The 19,787-nt window shown below is 39.4% G+C and carries 16 protein-coding genes; 13 read left to right on the forward strand and 3 right to left on the reverse strand.

Annotation, left to right across the window (positions count from 1 at the left end; genetic code table 11):
• The first annotated feature begins 25 nt into the window (after nucleotides 1-25).
• Nucleotides 26-802 carry a CsgG/HfaB family protein gene (locus tag HRT50_RS00425; RefSeq protein WP_291610290.1) on the forward strand — a complete coding sequence of 259 codons (777 nt, stop codon included), beginning with the start codon at nucleotides 26-28 and terminating at the stop codon, nucleotides 800-802.
• A 128-nt stretch (nucleotides 803-930) separates the two neighbouring features.
• On the opposite strand, the gene HRT50_RS00430 is transcribed toward HRT50_RS00425, so the two are convergent.
• On the reverse strand, nucleotides 931-1,635 hold the full coding sequence (locus HRT50_RS00430; RefSeq protein ID WP_291610196.1) for a LuxR C-terminal-related transcriptional regulator: 705 nt from the start codon (nucleotides 1,633-1,635) through the stop codon (nucleotides 931-933).
• A gap of 293 nt (nucleotides 1,636-1,928) precedes the next feature.
• Between HRT50_RS00430 and HRT50_RS00435 the strand changes: the two genes are divergently transcribed.
• From HRT50_RS00435 to HRT50_RS00445, 3 genes are read left to right on the forward strand one after another with little or no spacing between them, the layout of a single operon-like run.
• Nucleotides 1,929-2,459: an elongation factor P hydroxylase gene (locus tag HRT50_RS00435; RefSeq protein WP_291610198.1), complete on the forward strand. Its 531-nt coding sequence runs from the start codon at nucleotides 1,929-1,931 to the stop codon at nucleotides 2,457-2,459.
• Between the two features lie 18 nt (nucleotides 2,460-2,477).
• Nucleotides 2,478-3,644 carry an ATP-NAD kinase family protein gene (locus HRT50_RS00440; protein ID WP_291610200.1) on the forward strand — a complete coding sequence of 389 codons (1,167 nt, stop codon included), beginning with the start codon at nucleotides 2,478-2,480 and terminating at the stop codon, nucleotides 3,642-3,644.
• A gap of 44 nt (nucleotides 3,645-3,688) precedes the next feature.
• A complete protein-coding gene (locus tag HRT50_RS00445; RefSeq protein WP_291610202.1) occupies nucleotides 3,689-4,000 on the forward strand; it encodes a YfcL family protein in 312 nt (103 codons plus the stop codon).
• Between the two features lie 37 nt (nucleotides 4,001-4,037).
• Here the strand turns inward: HRT50_RS00445 and HRT50_RS00450 are convergent, their stop codons facing one another.
• Nucleotides 4,038-5,279 (reverse strand): ABC transporter substrate-binding protein, encoded by a 1,242-nt coding sequence (locus tag HRT50_RS00450; RefSeq protein ID WP_291610204.1) that lies wholly within the window; start codon nucleotides 5,277-5,279, stop codon nucleotides 4,038-4,040.
• A 45-nt stretch (nucleotides 5,280-5,324) separates the two neighbouring features.
• Nucleotides 5,325-7,421, reverse strand: a complete 2,097-nt coding sequence (gene mnmC, locus HRT50_RS00455; RefSeq protein ID WP_291610206.1) for a bifunctional tRNA (5-methylaminomethyl-2-thiouridine)(34)-methyltransferase MnmD/FAD-dependent 5-carboxymethylaminomethyl-2-thiouridine(34) oxidoreductase MnmC — start codon at nucleotides 7,419-7,421, stop codon at nucleotides 5,325-5,327.
• Nucleotides 7,422-7,680: 259 nt separating this feature from the next.
• Between mnmC and fabB the strand changes: the two genes are divergently transcribed.
• The 9 genes from fabB (at nucleotide 7,681) to HRT50_RS00500 (ending at nucleotide 19,631) form a co-directional block, all read left to right on the forward strand.
• The gene (gene fabB / locus HRT50_RS00460; RefSeq protein ID WP_291610208.1) at nucleotides 7,681-8,892 is read left to right on the forward strand and encodes a beta-ketoacyl-ACP synthase I; all 1,212 of its coding nucleotides are present in this window, start codon (nucleotides 7,681-7,683) and stop codon (nucleotides 8,890-8,892) included.
• Between the two features lie 224 nt (nucleotides 8,893-9,116).
• Nucleotides 9,117-10,340, forward strand: a complete 1,224-nt coding sequence (locus tag HRT50_RS00465) for a 4-phosphoerythronate dehydrogenase (RefSeq protein ID WP_291610210.1) — start codon at nucleotides 9,117-9,119, stop codon at nucleotides 10,338-10,340.
• Nucleotides 10,341-10,350: 10 nt separating this feature from the next.
• On the forward strand, nucleotides 10,351-11,370 hold the full coding sequence (locus HRT50_RS00470; protein ID WP_291610212.1) for an aspartate-semialdehyde dehydrogenase: 1,020 nt from the start codon (nucleotides 10,351-10,353) through the stop codon (nucleotides 11,368-11,370).
• A gap of 441 nt (nucleotides 11,371-11,811) precedes the next feature.
• Complete coding sequence (locus HRT50_RS00475; protein ID WP_291610214.1) at nucleotides 11,812-14,997, forward strand: FimV/HubP family polar landmark protein; 3,186 nt, start codon at nucleotides 11,812-11,814, stop codon at nucleotides 14,995-14,997.
• A gap of 107 nt (nucleotides 14,998-15,104) precedes the next feature.
• Nucleotides 15,105-15,884 (forward strand): tRNA pseudouridine(38-40) synthase TruA, encoded by a 780-nt coding sequence (gene truA, locus HRT50_RS00480; protein WP_291610216.1) that lies wholly within the window; start codon nucleotides 15,105-15,107, stop codon nucleotides 15,882-15,884.
• A 180-nt stretch (nucleotides 15,885-16,064) separates the two neighbouring features.
• The gene (accD, locus tag HRT50_RS00485; RefSeq protein WP_291610218.1) at nucleotides 16,065-16,931 is read left to right on the forward strand and encodes an acetyl-CoA carboxylase, carboxyltransferase subunit beta; all 867 of its coding nucleotides are present in this window, start codon (nucleotides 16,065-16,067) and stop codon (nucleotides 16,929-16,931) included.
• Between the two features lie 51 nt (nucleotides 16,932-16,982).
• Nucleotides 16,983-18,314, forward strand: coding sequence for a bifunctional tetrahydrofolate synthase/dihydrofolate synthase (folC, locus tag HRT50_RS00490; RefSeq protein ID WP_291610220.1), 1,332 nt, complete (start codon nucleotides 16,983-16,985; stop codon nucleotides 18,312-18,314).
• A gap of 110 nt (nucleotides 18,315-18,424) precedes the next feature.
• Complete coding sequence (locus HRT50_RS00495) at nucleotides 18,425-19,057, forward strand: SPOR domain-containing protein (protein WP_291610222.1); 633 nt, start codon at nucleotides 18,425-18,427, stop codon at nucleotides 19,055-19,057.
• A 91-nt stretch (nucleotides 19,058-19,148) separates the two neighbouring features.
• Nucleotides 19,149-19,631, forward strand: coding sequence for a CvpA family protein (locus HRT50_RS00500; RefSeq protein WP_291610224.1), 483 nt, complete (start codon nucleotides 19,149-19,151; stop codon nucleotides 19,629-19,631).
• Nucleotides 19,632-19,787: the final 156 nt, after the last annotated feature.

Consider the following 19,787-nt stretch of genomic DNA (forward strand, 5'->3'; position numbering starts at 1 on the left):
AGTGAAAAACTCAATGAAAATGCCAATGAAAATAATTATGCTAGTAGGCTTACTCAGCTTATTATCGGCCTGTAGCGTACTTGAATCGACCAGTCGCCTCATTCCGCCAGACAAGTCGTTAGCGACAAAGATGATGCCATTAGAAAGCTTTAAGGAACTTAAGGCGCTACCTAAACCTAAAGGCGCAATACCTGTTTCGGTTTATGCTTATCGAGACCAAACCGGTCAATACAAACCACAAGCCAATGTAAGCTCATTCTCTACCGCGGTAACACAAGGGGCAACATCTATTCTGATGCAAGCATTAAGCGATTCTGATTGGTTTTTACCGGTGGAACGTGAAGGTTTACAAAATGTATTAACTGAGCGAAAAATTACCCGTGCGGCAAATAAAGCTAACAAAGCCACAGAACATATTGAATTACCGCCATTAACTTCGGCAAAAATACTCCTTGAAGGCGGTATTATCAGTTATGACTCTAATACCAGGACCGGTGGCTTTGGTGCGGAATATTTCGGCATTGGTGCTTCTGAGCTTTATCGTGAAGATCAAATAACGGTTTATCTGCGTGCCGTTGACGTGCGCACAGGACAAGTACTGGTGTCAGTATCAACCAATAAAAAAGTATTGAGTCAAGAAATGCGTGCTGGTTTTTTCCGCTATGTTAGTTTTAAGCGCTTAGCTGAAGTTGAAGGCGGCTTTAGTGACAATGAGCCTATGCATGTTTGTGTGCAACAAGCGATTGAAAAAGCCATTACCGAATTAGTGATTAAAGGTATAAAGAGAAACGTTTGGCGCTAATATTTAATGCGTTTGTTACAACTATCACTATAGCTTAAGTTTTTAGTTGCTTCGATATAAAAAAGCCAGTGACTGATCACTGGCTTTTTAATGTGTTAACCCACACTAGGATGGGGCACTTTTATATTTTAATTGATAGTAACGGCATAATTTAATGTCCAACTAATCAATTCGATGCGATTTCTGGAACTGGTTTTTCGAAAAATACTGTAGAGGTGGGTTTTTACCGTATTAGGGCTGATGTGCAGCTGATCGGCAATTTCTTGATTTTTGGCTCCCGATGAAACCAAGCCAATTATGGTGTTTTCTCGTCGGGTAAGCCTAGGTAAGTGTGTGAGTCTCTTTGGGTCGAGAGCTGAGAGCAAGCTCGGTCGTCTCTCTTTTTTAAGTAGCTCATTCAATGCACTATTCATCGTTTCTCGCTTAAACCAGCGCTCATTTTTTTGTAGTTTGGTGATACCACGTAAGATAATATCAAGACGATCATTGAGGTAAAAAATACCGGCAAGGCCTGATAATAACAACTTCTTTTCATCGAATTTATTTTTTGGCGCATTAAAAAAAATAGTTCGTACGTTATGTATTGTTTTTTGTATGGCTAAGGGAATAACATCACCCCAAGTGCTGTGATATAAATCAATAAAAATTAAATTATAGCTTCTGCTTTGGCTGTCATCAGGTAATGATTTTTCTACTGTGGTATCAATGTTACAGGTTTGCACTAAACCAGTAAAATGATGAATTGAATGATGAAACTCTCCTGTATTGATATTATTTTCGCTACCACTGATTAAAAAAAAGGCCTTGAGTTTAGGCGTATTAATTAAGCCCATATATGATATCTTCCTTGATGATAATTTGTATATCTTTAAAAACTGACACTACTGTTAATTAATACCATGATACATTGATAACAAGCTATCTATATTTACATAAATGTAACATTTACGTGTACAGGTAAATACGGTAAAACCTCTAGCGGTAAATAATTGCCTGGCTAGCAACATACAGGGTTAAGATGATTTGACCTTGAGTAATGAAAGCTTCGACAGTTTCATAAAAATAGCCAGTGCAAGCACTAAGGCTTTTAGTTAGAATATGCTTTTTATTTTCACCTGCACTGCGCATGCCATATCAATATCAAGATTTAATCCGTATTTTTAATCATACTTTCACTACCAGCATGAATACTCAGTTGGTTAAAGGGGAGGATGAGCCTTTATATGCGCCAATAAGTGACACATGCGAACATCACCGCATAATTTTTGCTCATGGTTTTTTTGCGAGTGCTTTACATGAAGTTGCACATTGGTGTTTGGCTGGAGCTTCGCGGCGTTTATTGGAAGACTTTGGTTATTGGTATATTCCAGATGGGCGTGATCAAGCGCAGCAACTGAAATTTGAACAAGTAGAAATAAAGCCACAGGCAATTGAATGGGCGTTTTGTGTTGCTGTAGGGAAAAAATTTGATGTCTCGGTAGATAACCTATCTGGCACGGGTAATACTGACCGTGTTGCATTTAAACAGGCTGTTTATCAGCAAGTGGAAATTTACTTAAGCTCAGGCTTCCCCCGTGATGCACAAATATATATTGCAGCGCTGGCTGACTTTTATCAAACGCCATTACCATTAACCAGAGTACAGTTTACGCTGTAGCATTAAGCAGATAAAATCATGAAAAAATTTAAGCTAGGTTTAGTGATCAACCCTATTGCCGGCATAGGTGGTAGTGTTGCTCTAAAAGGCAGTGATGGCATGGTTATGCATGCCTTAGCCTTAGGGGCAAAGCCCCTTGCCAATGCACGAACAAAATTGGCGCTGGAAATATTACTGCCTTATCAAGATGACATTGTAATTTATACCGCTAATGACCAAATGGGTGAACAGTGTGCTCGTGAGTTAGGTTTTAGCGTTGAAGTGCTTTATCAAGCAGAACACAAACAGACGAACAGCGCAGATAGCCAGCAAGCCGCACAGGCTTTACTCAGCCAAGGGGTAGATATTATATTATTTGCGGGTGGCGATGGCACTGCCCGAGATATTGCCAATGTTGTCGCCAGTGATGATAATGATTATCAGCAAGTGCCAGTGTTAGGTATACCGGCGGGTTGTAAAATTCATTCTGGTGTTTATGCCATAACGCCTAAAGCCGCAGGTCGTATTATTGAATTGATGGTCACCAAGGAGTTAGTGACGTTAACCACTGGTGATGTCATGGATATCGATGAGAGTTTATTTAGACAAGGTATCGTTAAAGCCAAGCGTTATAGCGAGATGAAAATTCCCAGTGAATTACGCTATGTGCAAGCCGTTAAATCGGGCGGTAAAGAAAGTGATGAATTTGTGCTGCAAGATATTGCCGCCAATATTATCGAAGAAATGAACGATTATGATGATAGGCAGTTTATCATCGGCTCTGGCTCTACTACTGCTTTTTTAATGGCAGAATTGAATCTTGTTAATACCTTGCTCGGTGTTGATATAATCACAGAGCAGTCACTTACCGCCGCGGATGTCACTGAAGCTGAACTCTTTAGAGCGATCACTGCTTATCAAGGTATTAGCAAACTGGTTATCACCTTAATTGGTGGCCAAGGTCATGTTTTTGGTCGAGGTAATCAGCAATTAAGTCCCCGTGTCATTCGTGCTATTTTAGCGCAACCAGGGGGCCGTGAGAATATTATCATTATCGCCACTAAAGCTAAATTAGCGGCTTTGGCAAATAAGCCATTGATTAGCGATACCGGCGATAGCGAGCTAGATCAGCTGCTCGCTGGATTTATGCCAATAACGACAGGCTATAAAGACCAAGTGCTTTATCCACTTGCTAGCCCTCAGTAAAAGTAACAATAATTTTATAACTTAACATATTTAAAGTGATTTACATGCCAACAAATACAAGCTCTTCAAACAATTCAAGTGAGAAATTAACGACCATTGCCGATTTTTATCAGTATTTAGATGGTTTATTCGATCTAGATGATACTGACAGTGATACATTATTTTCGGGAGGTTACTTGCGCGGATTATTTTCTCTAGTGGCTACCGAGTTTGGCGATGAGAGCCAAGCTATTACAAGTGCCTTGGTTGCAGGAGTAAACGAAAAATTAACTCAAGCTAAAACCGAATTATCACCACAAGATCACGCTATAGTGACTAATTTTTGGCTGAAGGTTCAACAGCGGTTTCCACTTTAGTCCAAGCTTTACGCACTTTTATATTTATAATGAGGGGTTAGTGATTGATGTTACTCTTTTTTAGAGAGCTTTTTTCTAACAAGTTGCCCGATGATTTACCCGCTCTAGTGCTATAAAGTTGCACCAGCTCTTTAAAACTTACTTGGGTCAGTGTTTCGCTTTGCAGTAAGTGAATGTATTTACTAATATTTTTTTTGCTAATAAGAGCTAGTTCAAAGCTATTGTAGCGTTCATCGACAAAAATATTATGACTTATGCCTTGCTCTTCATTAGAAATAGCCATTATTGCCATAGCTCCCATCATAAAGTGGCCGCCAATACTTGCCGTCAACTTACGGTTATTTATGCTTATTATTGCTTTTGGCGTCCAATCAAAACCACCTACTATAATATCAACACCTGCTAGCTTGCCGCTGTCTTCAATAGCGTCAACAACTGCTAAGGCCATATGATCAGAGGCACACCAAATGATGTTGATATTAGGATAGCGTTTTAATAATCCTATTGTCTTTTGATAGGCGTCCTCTGCAGACCAGCCAGCATGAACAATTTGCGTTAATTGAGCACCACTCTCCTTGATTGCCTTTTGTAATCCGCTATTTCTTAAGTTAGATTCTGAACCAAAATGACCACTGATTCCGGCGACAATAGGTTTTTTGTTAGCGCTTTTAACCATATTTATCAATGATTTTGCAAGCATGTAGCCAGCATTGCTATTATTGAAATATATTTCACCAAGCCAATTTTTATATTTACTGCCAGGAGTACCAATAAGGGTCTTTTCTTCTTTAGCTATGGTTTGCTCTAAGGTTATTACTTTCACTTGTTGCTGCTGGAGAAAATCCATAGTTAATTTTGCATGGCCAGGATAGTTTATTAAGACAATGTAATCTGGGGCTGGGTTCTGCTCAAAGTACTTTGTTAACTCTTCTAATTGGAAAAAACGCGTGCCATAACCATGAATAATTGCTAAGTCAATATTTAGCTCAGTAGCGGCTTGTTTGGTTATCAGCTCTATTTTATGCCAAAAAGGGTCGTTTTCAATGGATGGGTTAACAAATAAAACTCGTATTTTATTGGACGTGTTTTTTTCAGTGTTACTTTCGCCAATATTACCTTCAACACTACTTTCAGCAATGTTATTTTCAGTAATGTTACTTTCAGAAATTTCAGCTTCGCTTGCCAAAGCTGAATTACAAAATAACCCCACCATCATTACCAGTGTAAACTGTTGTAATGAATTGATAATACTGGTTATTGTTTTGATGTTTTTGAACATAGTGAGAAAAAATTCGATGGGTATTACCTACAGCATACACGATCTTTACTCAGAGACTTTTCTTTTAATAATGTCTCTGATGATAAAGCGGTTAGGGCTTAAGTTAAATATCATTTGGTTATCCATAGGGTAGGGAATGTTACATAACTCGGCTGTTAAAATATCGGCAGCTAACGGCGCTGAGCACAGGCCACGGGCACCAAGCCCAAGTAAAACATAGAGGTTATCTATACACGGCGCAGGCTGACTGTATTTCCAATTCTTATCTTTGGCTAAATGTGGATAAGCTTTTATATGTTCACTGATATTGGGCACTGCGCCAACTAGGGGCAGGTGGTCTTGCGACATACAGCGTAATCTCGCCTTACGGGCAGAAATATCTTGTTCTTGCCAATTTATTGTCGCCGATAACTCGGGTAAACACTTGTCTAACATAGTTAAGTTATAGTTATCATCAGCCTTATTCGGGATGATATTGGTATCATTTTTCTGAAAAGTTGCACCTATACAGTGGATGCCTTTATTTTCTGGGGTTAAGTAGCCTTTATGACATATAACGGTAGCTAGCTTATTTATCTTGCTATTTGTCGTCATACTGGTGATTTGACCGCGGGTAGCTGTCAGTGGCAGGGATTTTAGTTGCTCAATTTCAATTGAGTCTGCGCCGCCGCAGATGACCAAAACCCTGGCGTTAAATTCGCCTTGTTTACTCGATAAACGCCATGAGGTACTACTTTCATTTGTGGTGCCGCTTTTATCAGCCGTACTGCTTTCTCCTACAGTGCTAGCTGCAGTTAAGCTAGGCACTTGTTGTATCTTAGTAATATGGGTATCGGTCACTATTTTTAAGCGGTTACTTGTTTTAGCCGCGTTAAACATTTTTTTAACTAAGTCTTGCGGTGATATCCAGCCGGCGTTAGGCATAAAAAGTCCGCCATAAGGTAATTCTATATTGGCAAGGTCACTGGCTTGTTTAGCATTAACACCATGGATTAGTTCTTTAGGCCAAGTATTCAGCTGTTCAAATGTTAATTGTCTTTTCGCTAATGCTGATTTATAAGATACTTCTAATAAACCACACCATTGATGGTCGAATGAATGGCCTTGCTCAGCAATTTCTGTATAGAGCGCTTTAGCACGCCAGAAGGCCTGCTGATAAAAAGCACTGATATCATCTTTTTGTTGGTGCAATAAAGGGTATAAAGCGCCAATAGCATTACTTGAAGCACCTTGAGCAAGTGAGGTATCTTTACAATATAAGGTAACGTCTACCCCTTGTTTAGTGAGCGCATAAGCTAAGCACGCCGAAGCAATACCGCCGCCAATAATACTCACATGTTTAGGTTTTATAATCGCGGGTCTTAATTGGTAACCTTTATGTGTTAACGGGTTACTTTGCATGATAGCAACTAGCATCGCTTGGTCTTTATCGGCGGCTAATGGCTGTTCAAAGCGAAAGCCGATATCGCCTAGCTGTCTTTTTACAAAATCTGCTGTAGTACATGTGGTGAGTGTCGCTTGCTCTTTTGACAGCCGACCAATTTGAACAAATAAATCACTGCTCCACATGTCAGGATTTTTTTGTGGAGCAAAACCATCTAAATACCAAGCATCGACTAAGCCATGTTTTGAGCACCTTAGCGAAGAGTAACCTAAGGCTGCATCATCAAATATAAGTGTTAAACGTACTTGGCCATTTAAAAATGTTGCTTGAAACTCTTGTTCAAATTGCTCTACAGCACCTTCGGGGTAACTATTGGTGAGTGCTAAAGCTAATTGCTCTAATTGCGGCAATAGAGATAAAGACTGAACTAGTTGCTTTTTTGACAGCGGATATTTCTCAACACTAATGAAATGCAAGGGAGCAAGTGGTGTCGTTGAGGCTAGTTGCGCTTTTTGGTACGCCTGTAAGGTTAATAGAAAATTTAAGCCGGTACCAAAGCCTGTTTCAGCTACGGTGAAAGTTTTTTCTGCTGCTTGTAAACGTAGTTTTATGTGACTTTTTTGTATGAAAATAAAATCACTTTGTTGGTAACCATACTCTCTATCAAAATAAACTTCATCAAAACGCTGGCAATAAGGGCTACCATCTTCTTGGTAGGATAACTTACTGCGGGCATTTGTTTTATCTAGTTTTTTCATGAAAAATTCTTTTGCTTAAGTGATAGTTTTAGTGCATGTTTAAGGCTAGTTTACCTTATATATTTCATCCGATATATTGATATTGAACAGAAAATAACGATTGATAAGTTAAAATGTCATAGATAAATCAGAATGGATATCATATTATGGTGTACAAGTGTACGCTGGTTTACGTTGTGATGAGCAACTAGTACTACCAGTTCAACGGCTATTTCGAGTATAATAGCGCAAAATTTTATAATTATAGATGGTTAGTTAAATGAAACGTGTCGTAATAACAGGCTTAGGTATTGTCTCAAGTATTGGTAATAATACTGATGAAGTATTAGCCTCATTAAAAGCTGGTAAGTCAGGTATCACTCATTCTGAAAGTTTTGCGGAGCAAGGCTTGAGAAGTAATGTTTGGGGTAAGCCAACTGTAGAGATTAAAGATCACATTGACCGTAAAGCTGTTCGTTTTATGGGTGATGCGGCAGGTTATGCCTACATTGCTATGGACCAAGCAGTTAAAGATGCCAAGCTAACTGAAGAGCAAATCTCAAATGTTCGTACTGGTATTGTTGCTGGCTCAGGCGGCGCGTCATCAGAGAATATTGTTGCTTCAACAGATACATTACGTAGCCGTGGTATTCGTCGTGTTGGCCCTTATGCCGTACCTAAAACTATGGGTAGTACAGTGTCAGCTTGTTTAGCTACGCCATTTAAAATTAAAGGCGTTAACTATTCAATTAGCTCTGCTTGTGCAACGAGTGCTCACTGTATTGGTAACGCTATGGAGCTTATCCAATTAGGTAAACAAGATATCGTTTTTGCTGGTGGTGGTGAAGAAGTTCATTGGTCACTTGCTATGATGTTTGATGGCATGGGCGCATTATCAGCGGGTCGTAATGATACACCTGAACTAGCATCACGTACTTATGATGCTGACCGTGACGGTTTTGTTATTTCTGGCGGCGGCGGTATGGTTGTTGTTGAAGAACTTGAACATGCCCTTGCTCGTGGTGCACATATCTATGCGGAACTTGTCGGCTATGGCGCAACTTCTGATGGTTATGACATGGTAGCACCAAGTGGTGAAGGCGCGGTGCGTTGTATGCAACAAGCTATGCAAGGTGTTGAAGGTAAAATTGATTACTTAAATACCCACGGTACTTCTACTCCGGTAGGCGATGTTAAAGAATTAGGCGCAATTCAAGAATTATTTGGTGATGATTCACCAGCAATTAGCGCGACCAAAGCAATGACAGGTCATGCACTTGGCGCGGCTGGTGTTCACGAAGCTATTTACTCAATTTTAATGATGGAACACAGCTTTGTTGCGCCATCAATTAACATTGAAAATTTAGATGAAAAAGCACAGGGCCTAGATATTGTTACTGAAAAACGTGATGTTGAATTAGATCTTATTATGTCTAACAGCTTCGGTTTTGGTGGTACTAATGCCACCTTAGTAATGAAGAAATATAAATAAATTTATATTTTATCCGCTAGGCTGCTGATTTAGACAAAGTTACTCATGTGCTAAGTCATGACTTTCTAGCGATAAAAAAACCACATTAAGTAATGCTTAATGTGGTTTTTTCGTTTCAGAAGTGGTTTTTTCTAGGGATATCTGCTTGTCTTAATCTAGTACTTAATCGCTAAATAAGCGTATAATTACGCCCTTTAATGCCTCAAGCCAGTTAGTTAAAATCAATGAAAATATATTTTGATGAAAATATGCCTTTTGCCGAAGAATTTTTTAGTGAACTTTGTCACCATCGTTTTGCTAATAGTGATGGTAGCAATGACGTAGAGCAGGGCGAGTTAGTGCCGTTCTCTGGCCGCACATTAACCGCAGAGCAAGTTGCTGATGCTGATGTGCTATTGGTACGCTCAATTACTCAGGTTAATGAGCAGTTACTGCACCTTAACGATAAACTCGCCTTTGTTGGTAGTGCTACTATCGGTACAGATCATATTGATAAAGACTACTTAGCTAAACGAAATATCTCCTTTCATTCAGCACCAGGTTGTAATGCTGTTTCAGTGGCTGAATATGTTTTGAGTGCATTAGTGGTTTTAGCTGAACGCTATTTACTTGATTTATCGTCATTAACCGTCGGTATTGTCGGTGGTGGTAATACCGGTACTCGTTTAAGTGAAAAACTAACGGCATTGGGTATTGGACATAAAATATGCGACCCACTGCTTGCTGCAAAGCAGGCCCAAGAGCAGATTAACAAACAAGCGCAAGACATTAGCGAAACTGAAGTAGATAAACGCATTTATGTATCACTGCAGGAAGTATTAGCCTGTGATGTGATTTCCTTGCATGTGCCTAAGGTGGTTGGTGGTGAACACCCAACATACCAATTATTAAATAAAGATAATTTAGCACAGCTGCGCGACGAGCAAATATTGATCAGTGCTTGTCGTGGTGATGTTATAGATAACCACGCTTTATTGGCGCTTAAAAAGGCAGGGCATGGCTTAAAAGTTGTGCTTGATGTTTGGCAAGGAGAGCCCGATGTTCTTACTGCACTGATTCCTTTTACCGAAATAGCCACAGCACACATTGCGGGTTATAGCTTAGAAGGAAAAGCTCGTGGTAGTGAAATGCTCTATCAGGCATTATGTCAACAGCTTAAGGTTGAGCCGAAATATCAGCTAGCAAATTTTTTACCGTCAGCAAGTATCCCTACAATTGAAATTAATCAAGAATTTAGTCAAATACTACTAAACCAGCTTGTTAAAATGGTTTACGATGTTAGGCGAGACGATGCAATATTTCGTCAACAGTTATCAATACAAGGTTTTGACAGTTTACGTAAAAATTACCCCGTTCGCAGGGAGTTTTCCGCGGTTACTGTTAACTTGTCATCCAATACCGAAAGTGATGTGCCACATCGCTTAGGTTTTAGTAAAACGTCCAACTAGAGAGAGAATCATGGCACAGAAATTTGATGTATGTATACTTGGCGCAACAGGATTAGTTGGCAAAACCATTATGGAAATCTTAGAAGAAAGAGATTTCCCAATTAATAAACTTTATCCATTAGCAAGTGCTCGCTCTGCTGGTGAGATCATTGAGTTTAATGGCGAAAGTATTGAAGTGCTTGATGCTGAACATTTTGATTGGAGCCAAGCGCAAATTGGTTTCTTTTCAGCAGGAGGCGACATTTCTGCTAAGTTCGCACCAATAGCGGGTGAAGCTGGTTGTATCGTTATCGATAATACTTCAGAGTTTCGTTATGACGCAGATATTCCTCTTATTGTGCCTGAAGTCAACCCAGAAGCGTTAGCTGATTATCGCAATCGCAATATAATCGCGAACCCTAATTGTTCAACCATTCAAATGATGATGGCGTTAAAGCCTATTTATGATGCTGTAGGTATTAGCCGAGTAAATGTTTGTACTTACCAGTCAGTTTCTGGTGGCGGCAAAGAGTCTATGGATGAATTAGCCAAGCAAACAGCTGCTTTATTAAGTGGCAAGCCAGTAGAAAGTAAAAACTTTTCTCGTCAAATCGCTTTTAATGTAATTCCACAAATCGATGTCTTCTTAGAAAACGGTTACACCAAAGAAGAAATGAAGATGGTTTGGGAAACTAAGAAGATATTAGGTGATGAAAACATATTAGTTAACCCAACGGCAGTACGTGTACCGGTATTTTTTGGTCATGGCGAAGCTTTACACATTGAAACTAACTCACCTATTTCAGCCGATGAAGTTAAAGACTTATTAGAACAAGCTCCTGGTGTAGTGCTTTGTCGTAATGATGAAGACTTTCCAACCCAAATTGGTGATGCTAGTGGTAAGGATGATACTTATGTTGGCCGGATTCGTGAAGATATCAGTCACAATTGCGGCATTAATATGTGGGTTGTTGCCGATAATGTTCGCAAAGGGGCGGCAACTAATAGTATCCAGATCGCTGAATTATTGGTAAAAGATTATTTAAGCTAGTGAGCTAAGTTACTTAACTATATTAATTAAGTAACTTTAAGTTATATAAAGCTAAGAAAGATAAACAAAACTCGTCGAGCAATATAGTGCACGGCGAGTTTTTTTCGGTTAATAGCTCTATTAGCTCTAGATAAATAACTTATTACTCAGGCAAGCGCTGCTTATCCAGAGTACAAGTTAGTTAAGGCCTCTAGCTAATTATTTACAACGCTAGCGCATAGAGGGTTTTGTTTACGGAACAGTTACAAAAATAGAAGACTTATTGAGTGAATTTGCTATTATCTTGTTAGTTAATGATTTTTTGGAATAAACATTGCATTTTATCTTTGAGATAAGCTTTATCTGATAAAGGTGGAGTAAAGCGGTATTTTTTTGGCGCCAAAATATATTGATTAGCGCTCGTAACATAAAATAGTTAAATTAGCTTAATTAGGAATCCTGATGCAAAAATTATTACGCCTGTGCCTATGGCAGGCGATTATTATTGGCATACTCACTGCTCATTTCCCAGTTAGTGCAGAAGAAGAGCGCGGCATTCGCATGCGCGGGCCTAAAAGTAGTGATGTTTTTCCTTATGACCGTTATGGCCCCATCACCTCAAAAGATACTTTGTGGAATATTGCCACTAGAGTGAAACCTGATACTCGCTTGAGTGTTTACCAGGTAATGCAGGCGCTATATCAAGAAAACCCACAAGCGTTTGTTGATAGTAATATCAACCACTTAATTGAAGGACAATATTTAAAAATCCCATCGTTTAATAACATGATGGCGGTTAATACTGCAAGTGCGAAAAAGAAATCAGCCCGAGACAGTAAAACTTGGCAAAAAGCTCAACCGAAAGTAACTAAAAAGGTGTTAATCACCGAGCCTAGTGTTAATAAAAAAGATTTAGATACGGTAAAAACTCAAATCAACGAGCAATTGACAAAAATTGATAATGAACAGCAAAAGCGTTTAGAAACTATTCAAAATGACGTCTTAGACTCAATTGATGGCCTGCAAGCCATATTAAAAGAAAATGATCATTTACGTCAGCAACTGACCTCTTTTAATGACAAGCTTGGTGTTATGCAAAATGAGGTGGCTAAAGGCAAAGAAATCAAGTTGCAAATGGATGATATGATCAGGTTGCAGCAAGCCTTATTAGCAAAAGCGGAAGCTCGAGAAAAAGAACTGCTACTCGAAAAACAACTTGCCGAGCTAGCTGAGCAAGACATTACTTCAAGCTTGTGGTTTAAGATCGTTATGGGCACATTGCCAGCGCTATTAATTCTCGGTTTATTGGGTTTTTTGTTTAAACGTAGGCAACAAGTCTCAGATGAAGCATTTTTTAGTGAGTTAGATAGCAAAAAGAAAACACCTGCAGCTAAAAAAGCAACAGAATCGGAAGAGCTGCCACTTGATAATGAATTGTCATTAGACAATGAGTTGAGCTTGGATGATGAACTGGATTTAAGCGATGACTTATCATTGGATGATGAATTATCTCTCGATGATGAGTTAGATTTAGATGATGATCTTTCAATAGATCTCATTGAAAATGATGATGACAAGTTACTTGATGACGAGGTTATTCATTTAGATGACGATGATAGTCTAGATGATCTCGACGATCTTGAAGATATATTATTAGATGATGAGAGTGACAACGGTGTTCTTGAAGGCGGCGAACTAGCTCAAGATGACTTAGACTCCTTATTATCCGGATTAGATGATGACGCTCCAGACTCTGATAAGCCTTCAACCGATGATGAAAAAAATAAGCAAGAAGATGAGCTTGAAGGTGGTGAATTAAGTCAAGATGACTTAGATGACCTGCTTGGTGGTTTAGACGATCTTGATGATGACGACATAGCTGTTGAAGGTCCTAGTGAAGACAAAGTCGAACAACCTCTCGAACAGGTGAAAGAAGAAAAAATAGAAACGGCAGAGGTAACTGACCCAGATGATATCGATGCGCTGCTCGAATCAGTTTCTGATCAGGCAAATGATACCCCTGCAGATGTCACCGACCCAGATGATATCGATGCGCTGCTCGAATCAGTTTCGGATAAAGCAAGTGAAGCTCCTGCTGATGTAACTGATCCGGATGATATTGATGCTTTACTTGCCTCTGCTTCTGCTCCTGTTGAGGAAAAAGCCGAAGAACCAGTTGATGTAACTGACCCCGATGATATTGATGCTTTGCTTGCCTCAGCTGCTCCTGTTGCTGAAGAGCCAGTCGAAGAAAAAGCCAAAGAACCAGTTGATGTAACTGACCCTGATGATATTGATGCTTTGCTTGCTTCAGCTGTTGCTCCTATTGCTGAAGAGCCTGTCGAAGAACCAGTTGATGTAACTGACCCCGATGATATTGATGCTTTGCTTGACTCTGTTTCTGAACGGGAAAGTGTTCAGGCAAGTGATGCACCTGCCGAAGAAAAGGTTGCAGAGCCAATTGAAGACGTTGATGTCACAGATCCCGATGATATCGATGCGCTGCTAGCCTCTATGTCAGATAACGCTCCTATGCCGAAGCAAGCAGATGTGACAGAGCCAGAGAATCAAGAAAAATCTGATATGGCAGTGGCTGAACAAGATACTGAGGATAAGGCAATGGCACAAGATAGTGAATTAAGTGCCGAAGAGTTACAAATCCAAAAAGAAATCGCAGAAAATGAAGCTAAAATTGCCGAGTTTACTGCCGAATATGTCACACCATTTCTCACCGCAGACTTTAGCGATATTCTCGCTAAACAAAATGAAGCGGAGTTAGCTACTGAAGAGCCCGCGAGTACTGACAGCGTTGAAGTCGATGATGAACTAGATATTGATGCCCTCATTGCTGATACACAAAGTGAAGATGAAGTTGTTGAAAATGAGCAAGCAGCCACGCAAGAAGATATTGGTGATAGCTTAACGGATTATGTAGCAGATGAAGTATCTAATGAACAAAGTGATGAATCACTTACTGAGTCAGCATTAACTCAATTACTGGCAGAAGAAGCGTTAGATGACACGGCTGGGCAATCAGAAGAACAAGCAGAAGTAAGCCCTTTTGAAGGTATTGAATTAGCGCCTGATTTTTCTGATGAAGAGGTTTTAGCTGATCTATTGGCCGAGACGGCTGAATTGGAGGAAGAAGAGATCATTGAAAGCGCTGATGCTCTAGACATAATTGAAGAGTTAGATAATGTCGATTTTGATGAACTGCTGGCTAATATTGAAGAGGAGTCGGCTCCAAGTACATCAACTGATGATGAAGTTGAATTAATCCTTGATGATATTGGTGACGACCTCACTGAAGAAAGTCTTGGCGAAGAGAGTCTGCCAAGCGTAAAAGCAACAGAGGCAACACCAGACTATGTATCAGTTGATGATCTGCTCTCTGATACTTTCGATGAGGTTGGTACAGCAGAGCCTTACGAAAAAACCAATATTGATGTTGGCCTAGGACAGTTTGCTGAAAATGACAGTGGTATTGATGTTGATAAAGATGGCTCAATGTCGAGTAAATTAGATTTAGCAAAAATGTATATAGAAATGAGTGATGAAGAAAATGCTCAAGTAATCTTACAAGAAGTCATGGTAAAGGGTGATGCAAGTCAGCAAGTTGAGGCGAAAGCATTATTAGATTCACTGTAAAGCGCTAAATTTCCAGAGCAGAAAGTTAAGTATAAAATAGCCTAACTGGGTAAAATAAAGGATAATGTGCAGCGAAAACATTCTCCTTATTAGAAAGGCAAGTTTACATGCGTTACGCGTTAGGCATTGAGTATGATGGTAAAAATTATTGTGGCTGGCAACGGCAAAATAACGCTATCACAGTACAAGAAAAAGTAGAGAAAGCATTATCAATAATCGCTGATGAGCCGATAGCGGTTGTTTGTGCGGGGCGTACAGATACCGGCGTGAATGCGACTAATCAAGTGATTCATTTTGATACTTTAAAAAAGCGTAAAGATGTAGCTTGGACTTTAGGCGTTAATACCCACTTACCTGCTGATATTGCTGTTGCATGGGTAAAACAAGTTGATGAAGAATTTCATGCACGTTTTAGTGCCACCGCGAGAAACTACCGGTATATCATTTATAATAAACCGCTACGTTCAGCTATATTAAGTCATGGCATCAGCCATTGTCACTATGCCTTAGATGAAAACCTTATGCAGCAAGGCGCCGATTACCTTCTTGGTCAGCATGATTTTACCTCTTTTCGTACCGTACATTGTCAGTCTCATTCTGCGGTTCGCACGATAAAACATTGTCGGGTAACTCGACAGGGTGATTACCTTATTGTTGATATCAAGGCGAATGCTTTTTTACATCATATGGTAAGAAATATTGTTGGTAGTTTAATGCGGGTTGGACAATCACAAGAAACAACCGTTTGGATGCAAGAAGTTTTGTTGGCTAAAAATCGTTGTGTCGCTGGCGTTACTGCGCCACCAGAAGGTTTATACTTTGTTGATGTTGATTATCCAGAAACCTTCAATTTACCTAAAAGCCGTTTGGGACCATTGTTTTTATAGACAAAAAAGTTTATGAACTCACAGTTTCTTACTAAGCAGACCAGTTTTTTCTATATTCTATGGGGTATAGTATGGTCTAATGTTCGGTTTATAATTCGTATAACTTTAAACTAGAGTTTGGTGGGGTATTTCCATCAATAAACCGACAGATATTTCGTTGCAACAGGCAAAAATAAAATTATGAGCTGGATAGAAAGAATTCTCCCGAAAGCAAAAACGACACAAAAAAGTAATATTCCAGAGGGTGTATGGAGTAAATGTTCTTCATGTAATGCCGTGCTTTATAAAGCTGAATTAGAGCGTCAAATCTCAGTATGCCCTAAATGTGATCACCATATGCGTATCAGTGCACGTAAACGTATTGATAGCTTTCTTGACAAAGATAACCGCATGGAATTAGGTGAAGAGTTTGAAGCTCAAGATATCTTAAAGTTTAAAGACTCTAAGCGATATAAAGACCGTTTAACTGCCGCTAGAAAAAATACCGGTGAGAAAGATGCGCTGATTGTCATGAAAGGTGAGCTATATGGTATGCCTGTTGTTGCAGCTGCATTCGAATTTGGATTTTTAGGCGGCTCAATGGCTTCTGTAGTAGGAGCTCGCTTTGTTAAAGGTGTTGAGTACTGTTTAGAGCATAATGTACCATTTATCTGTTTCTCTGCCAGTGGTGGAGCCCGTATGCAAGAAGCGCTGTTCTCTTTAATGCAAATGGCAAAAACCAGTGCCGCTTTAGCGAAAATGAGCGAGAAAGGCCTTCCTTACGTGTCAGTATTAACCGATCCTACAATGGGCGGTGTATCAGCAAGTTTGGCTATGCTAGGTGACATTAATGTTGCTGAGCCTAAAGCACTTATTGGTTTTGCCGGTCCACGTGTTATTGAGCAAACCGTTAGAGAGAAGTTACCTGAAGGTTTCCAACGTAGTGAGTTTTTATTAGAAAGAGGCGCAATTGATATGATCATTGATCGCCGTGAAATGAAAACAACTATAGCTAGAATGCTAGGTAAGTTTATGGGCCAGGTTAGCGTAGTTGCTAAAGCAGAATAAGCCAATAGTAATTATTGTCTATTTAACTCAAATCAGTTGTTGATAGCATAAATGTTAAAATCAAATTCAAGCCACTATCAAGATTTCACCAATCTTGAACAGTGGCTTTATTATTTAGAAAACCTACATAGTACTGAGATAGACCTTGGTTTAGCTCGGATCGGCAAAGTTGCCCAGCGTTTAGCCATTGACTTAAGCTTTGCTAAGGTTATTACCGTTGCTGGCACAAATGGTAAAGGTACCACCTGTGCTTTTATCGAAAATGCCTTACTTAACGCCAAAAATCATGGCTCGCAAGATGGCATTGCTGTTTATTCCTCTCCCCATATTGAGCGTTTTAATGAGCGCCTGCGGATAAATAAGCAAGATATTGCCGATCAGCCGTTAATGGATGCTTTTAAACAAATTGAAGCTGTCCGTGCTGAGATTTCTCTTAGTTACTATGAATATACAACGTTAGCAGCATTGCTGGTGTTAATGGACGCTAAGCCGAGCTATATCATACTTGAAGTAGGTCTAGGTGGTCGCTTGGATGCAACTAACCTTATTGATGCCGATATCGCTGTGATCACGACCATAGATCTCGATCACCAAAATTTTCTAGGTAATGATAGAGAAAGCATTGGCTTTGAAAAAGCCGGTATCATGCGACAAGAGCAATACATTGTTATTGGTGATACCAGTGTGCCTAAGTCGGTTCTAGCCCATGCTCATTCGTTACAGGCCATTCATGGTGAAAACTTATTTTTACGCGAACACGAGTTTGTGGTTAAAAGTGAAAAGTCCCATTCTCATAGCCAATTGCATTGGCAGTGGCAATCTAAGAAAACCCAGCTAACCCAGCTAAAAACACCTTTTATTCCCCAAGATAACGTGGCGACCGCGTTAATGGTGTTAGAGAAACTCGATATTGCTCTTAGCTCTGAGTTTGTCAATAAAATTATTTCAATAACTAAAGTCCCTGGGCGAACAGAGTTAATACATCAAGCAAACCATTGTGATGTTATTCTTGATGTTGGTCATAATCCGCAAGCGACTCGATACTTAGCGGATCACCTTAAACGTTTAAAAGAGCAAGCTAGCTATGAAAATATTTATGCTGTAGTGGCTATGCTGGGAGATAAAGACATCAGCGCAAGTTTGTTATCACTCAAAGATGATGTTGATTATTGGTATGCAGGAGCACTTGATGTACCAAGGGCTGCCAGCAAAGAAACCATGCAAAAGAAGTTGGCAATGTTTACTAATGCGACTAATTGTTTTGACAATGTCGACCAGGCATTTAAAATGGCGAACATGCAGGCGAGTTCGTCTGACTTGATTCTTGTTTTTGGCTCATTTTTTACCGTTGCTCAAATCAGATCTCAGCTAATTAACTGTTAGTTAGGCCATATTATATTTGCCATTTTAGCTTAGACGTATTAACTTTGCGGTATTCATTTTGACTAACAGTTTTTCCGAATAGTTTAAGTTGTATTAATTAGGAGTGTCTCTTGTCTACACCGTTTCAAAATCGTCTGGTCGGTACTATTATTGTTGCCGCCGTGGTTATCATTTTCCTACCTGATGTACTTGATGGCGAAAAACAGTCACACCAAGCAGATTTTGAAGCTATTCCAAAGGCAGAAGTGTTCACAGGGAAATTAACTAACAAACCCTTTCCAGAAGATAAATTAGTAAGACAAAAACCTATAACTATTTCTAATGAAGAAGCCATCGATGAGCTTGTTCGTGCTCAGTCGATTGAAGAGTCGACGAAACCGTCAAGTAAAGTCAAAGATAAAGTAGCCGTTACTAAATCAATAGCTAAACCTGTAGCTAAACCGCCAGTAAAATCAAAGAGTCAGTTAAATAAAACATTACCAGAAAAAGCTATCGCCAAAGAGGCTTGGGTGATTCATTTAGGTAGCTTTAAAAATAAAGATAATGTTGCTCAGTTATTAAAAAAATTAAAGGCTAAAGGTTATATCGCTTTTACCAAACCAATCCAAACCAAGCAGGGTACATTAACTAAAGTCATTATCGGACCAGAGTTGATAAAGTCCGCTATGGTTAAAAAGCTACCCGCTCTGCACAAGCTTACCGGTATCCAAGGAAAAGTAGCGTATTTTAAACCAAGTAAATAACAGACATTTTATAAAAGGTTAGGCATTAATTGGCTAATTCTGATAGAATGCGCGCCTCTAATTTAGAGAAACTCAACGAGACACTCAAGTTATGGTTTGGATAGATTACGCCATTTTGGCCATTATAGGCATATCAACACTAGTTAGTTTGATACGGGGCTTTGTAAAAGAAGCAGTATCTTTAGTGATTTGGATCAGTGCCTTTTTCATCGCCAGTACTTTTTATGCCAACCTTGCTAATCTGTTAACCAACATTTCTGATCAATTCTTGCGTAATGCTGCAGCCGTTGCCATTCTCTTCATAACAACCTTAGTACTTGGTGCTTTAGTTAATTACCTTATTGGGCAACTGGTCAGTAAAACCGGTCTTTCAGGCACGGACCGTATATTAGGCCTAGTTTTTGGCGCACTTCGTGGCGTACTTATCATCAGTGCACTGTTATTTTTTGTTGATGCTTTTACCGGTGCGGCCACAACACAGTGGTGGCAAAGCTCACAATTAATCCCTGAATTTACCTTAGTGGTAGAGTGGTTTTTTGAGTACCTTAAAGGTTCATCAAGTTTTTTAACTTAGTTGTTGCTAGCAATGGCTAAGCTCATGCGGAGTCACTCCGTATACTGTAATTTATAGGGTATTATTTCAATATTCTATAACTCAATATTTATATGATGGTTCACATCATGCTAAGCACAATGCTTAGCGCATATTAATATTGTAATTAATTTTTTT

The organism is Colwellia sp., from assembly GCF_013215345.1.
Taxonomy (GTDB): Bacteria; Pseudomonadota; Gammaproteobacteria; order Enterobacterales; family Alteromonadaceae; genus Colwellia.

What these genes read in the sequence shown, in the direction of transcription:
- HRT50_RS00425 (WP_291610290.1), top strand. Translation starts at nt 26, where the DNA reads ATGAAAATAATTATGCTAGTAGGCTTACTCAGCTTATTATCGGCCTGT.
- HRT50_RS00430 (WP_291610196.1), bottom strand. Translation starts at nt 1,635, where the DNA reads ATGGGCTTAATTAATACGCCTAAACTCAAGGCCTTTTTTTTAATCAGT.
- HRT50_RS00435 (WP_291610198.1), top strand. Translation starts at nt 1,929, where the DNA reads ATGCCATATCAATATCAAGATTTAATCCGTATTTTTAATCATACTTTC.
- HRT50_RS00440 (WP_291610200.1), top strand. Translation starts at nt 2,478, where the DNA reads ATGAAAAAATTTAAGCTAGGTTTAGTGATCAACCCTATTGCCGGCATA.
- HRT50_RS00445 (WP_291610202.1), top strand. Translation starts at nt 3,689, where the DNA reads ATGCCAACAAATACAAGCTCTTCAAACAATTCAAGTGAGAAATTAACG.
- HRT50_RS00450 (WP_291610204.1), bottom strand. Translation starts at nt 5,279, where the DNA reads ATGTTCAAAAACATCAAAACAATAACCAGTATTATCAATTCATTACAA.
- mnmC (WP_291610206.1), bottom strand. Translation starts at nt 7,421, where the DNA reads ATGAAAAAACTAGATAAAACAAATGCCCGCAGTAAGTTATCCTACCAA.
- fabB (WP_291610208.1), top strand. Translation starts at nt 7,681, where the DNA reads ATGAAACGTGTCGTAATAACAGGCTTAGGTATTGTCTCAAGTATTGGT.
- HRT50_RS00465 (WP_291610210.1), top strand. Translation starts at nt 9,117, where the DNA reads ATGAAAATATATTTTGATGAAAATATGCCTTTTGCCGAAGAATTTTTT.
- HRT50_RS00470 (WP_291610212.1), top strand. Translation starts at nt 10,351, where the DNA reads ATGGCACAGAAATTTGATGTATGTATACTTGGCGCAACAGGATTAGTT.
- HRT50_RS00475 (WP_291610214.1), top strand. Translation starts at nt 11,812, where the DNA reads ATGCAAAAATTATTACGCCTGTGCCTATGGCAGGCGATTATTATTGGC.
- truA (WP_291610216.1), top strand. Translation starts at nt 15,105, where the DNA reads ATGCGTTACGCGTTAGGCATTGAGTATGATGGTAAAAATTATTGTGGC.
- accD (WP_291610218.1), top strand. Translation starts at nt 16,065, where the DNA reads ATGAGCTGGATAGAAAGAATTCTCCCGAAAGCAAAAACGACACAAAAA.
- folC (WP_291610220.1), top strand. Translation starts at nt 16,983, where the DNA reads ATGTTAAAATCAAATTCAAGCCACTATCAAGATTTCACCAATCTTGAA.
- HRT50_RS00500 (WP_291610224.1), top strand. Translation starts at nt 19,149, where the DNA reads ATGGTTTGGATAGATTACGCCATTTTGGCCATTATAGGCATATCAACA.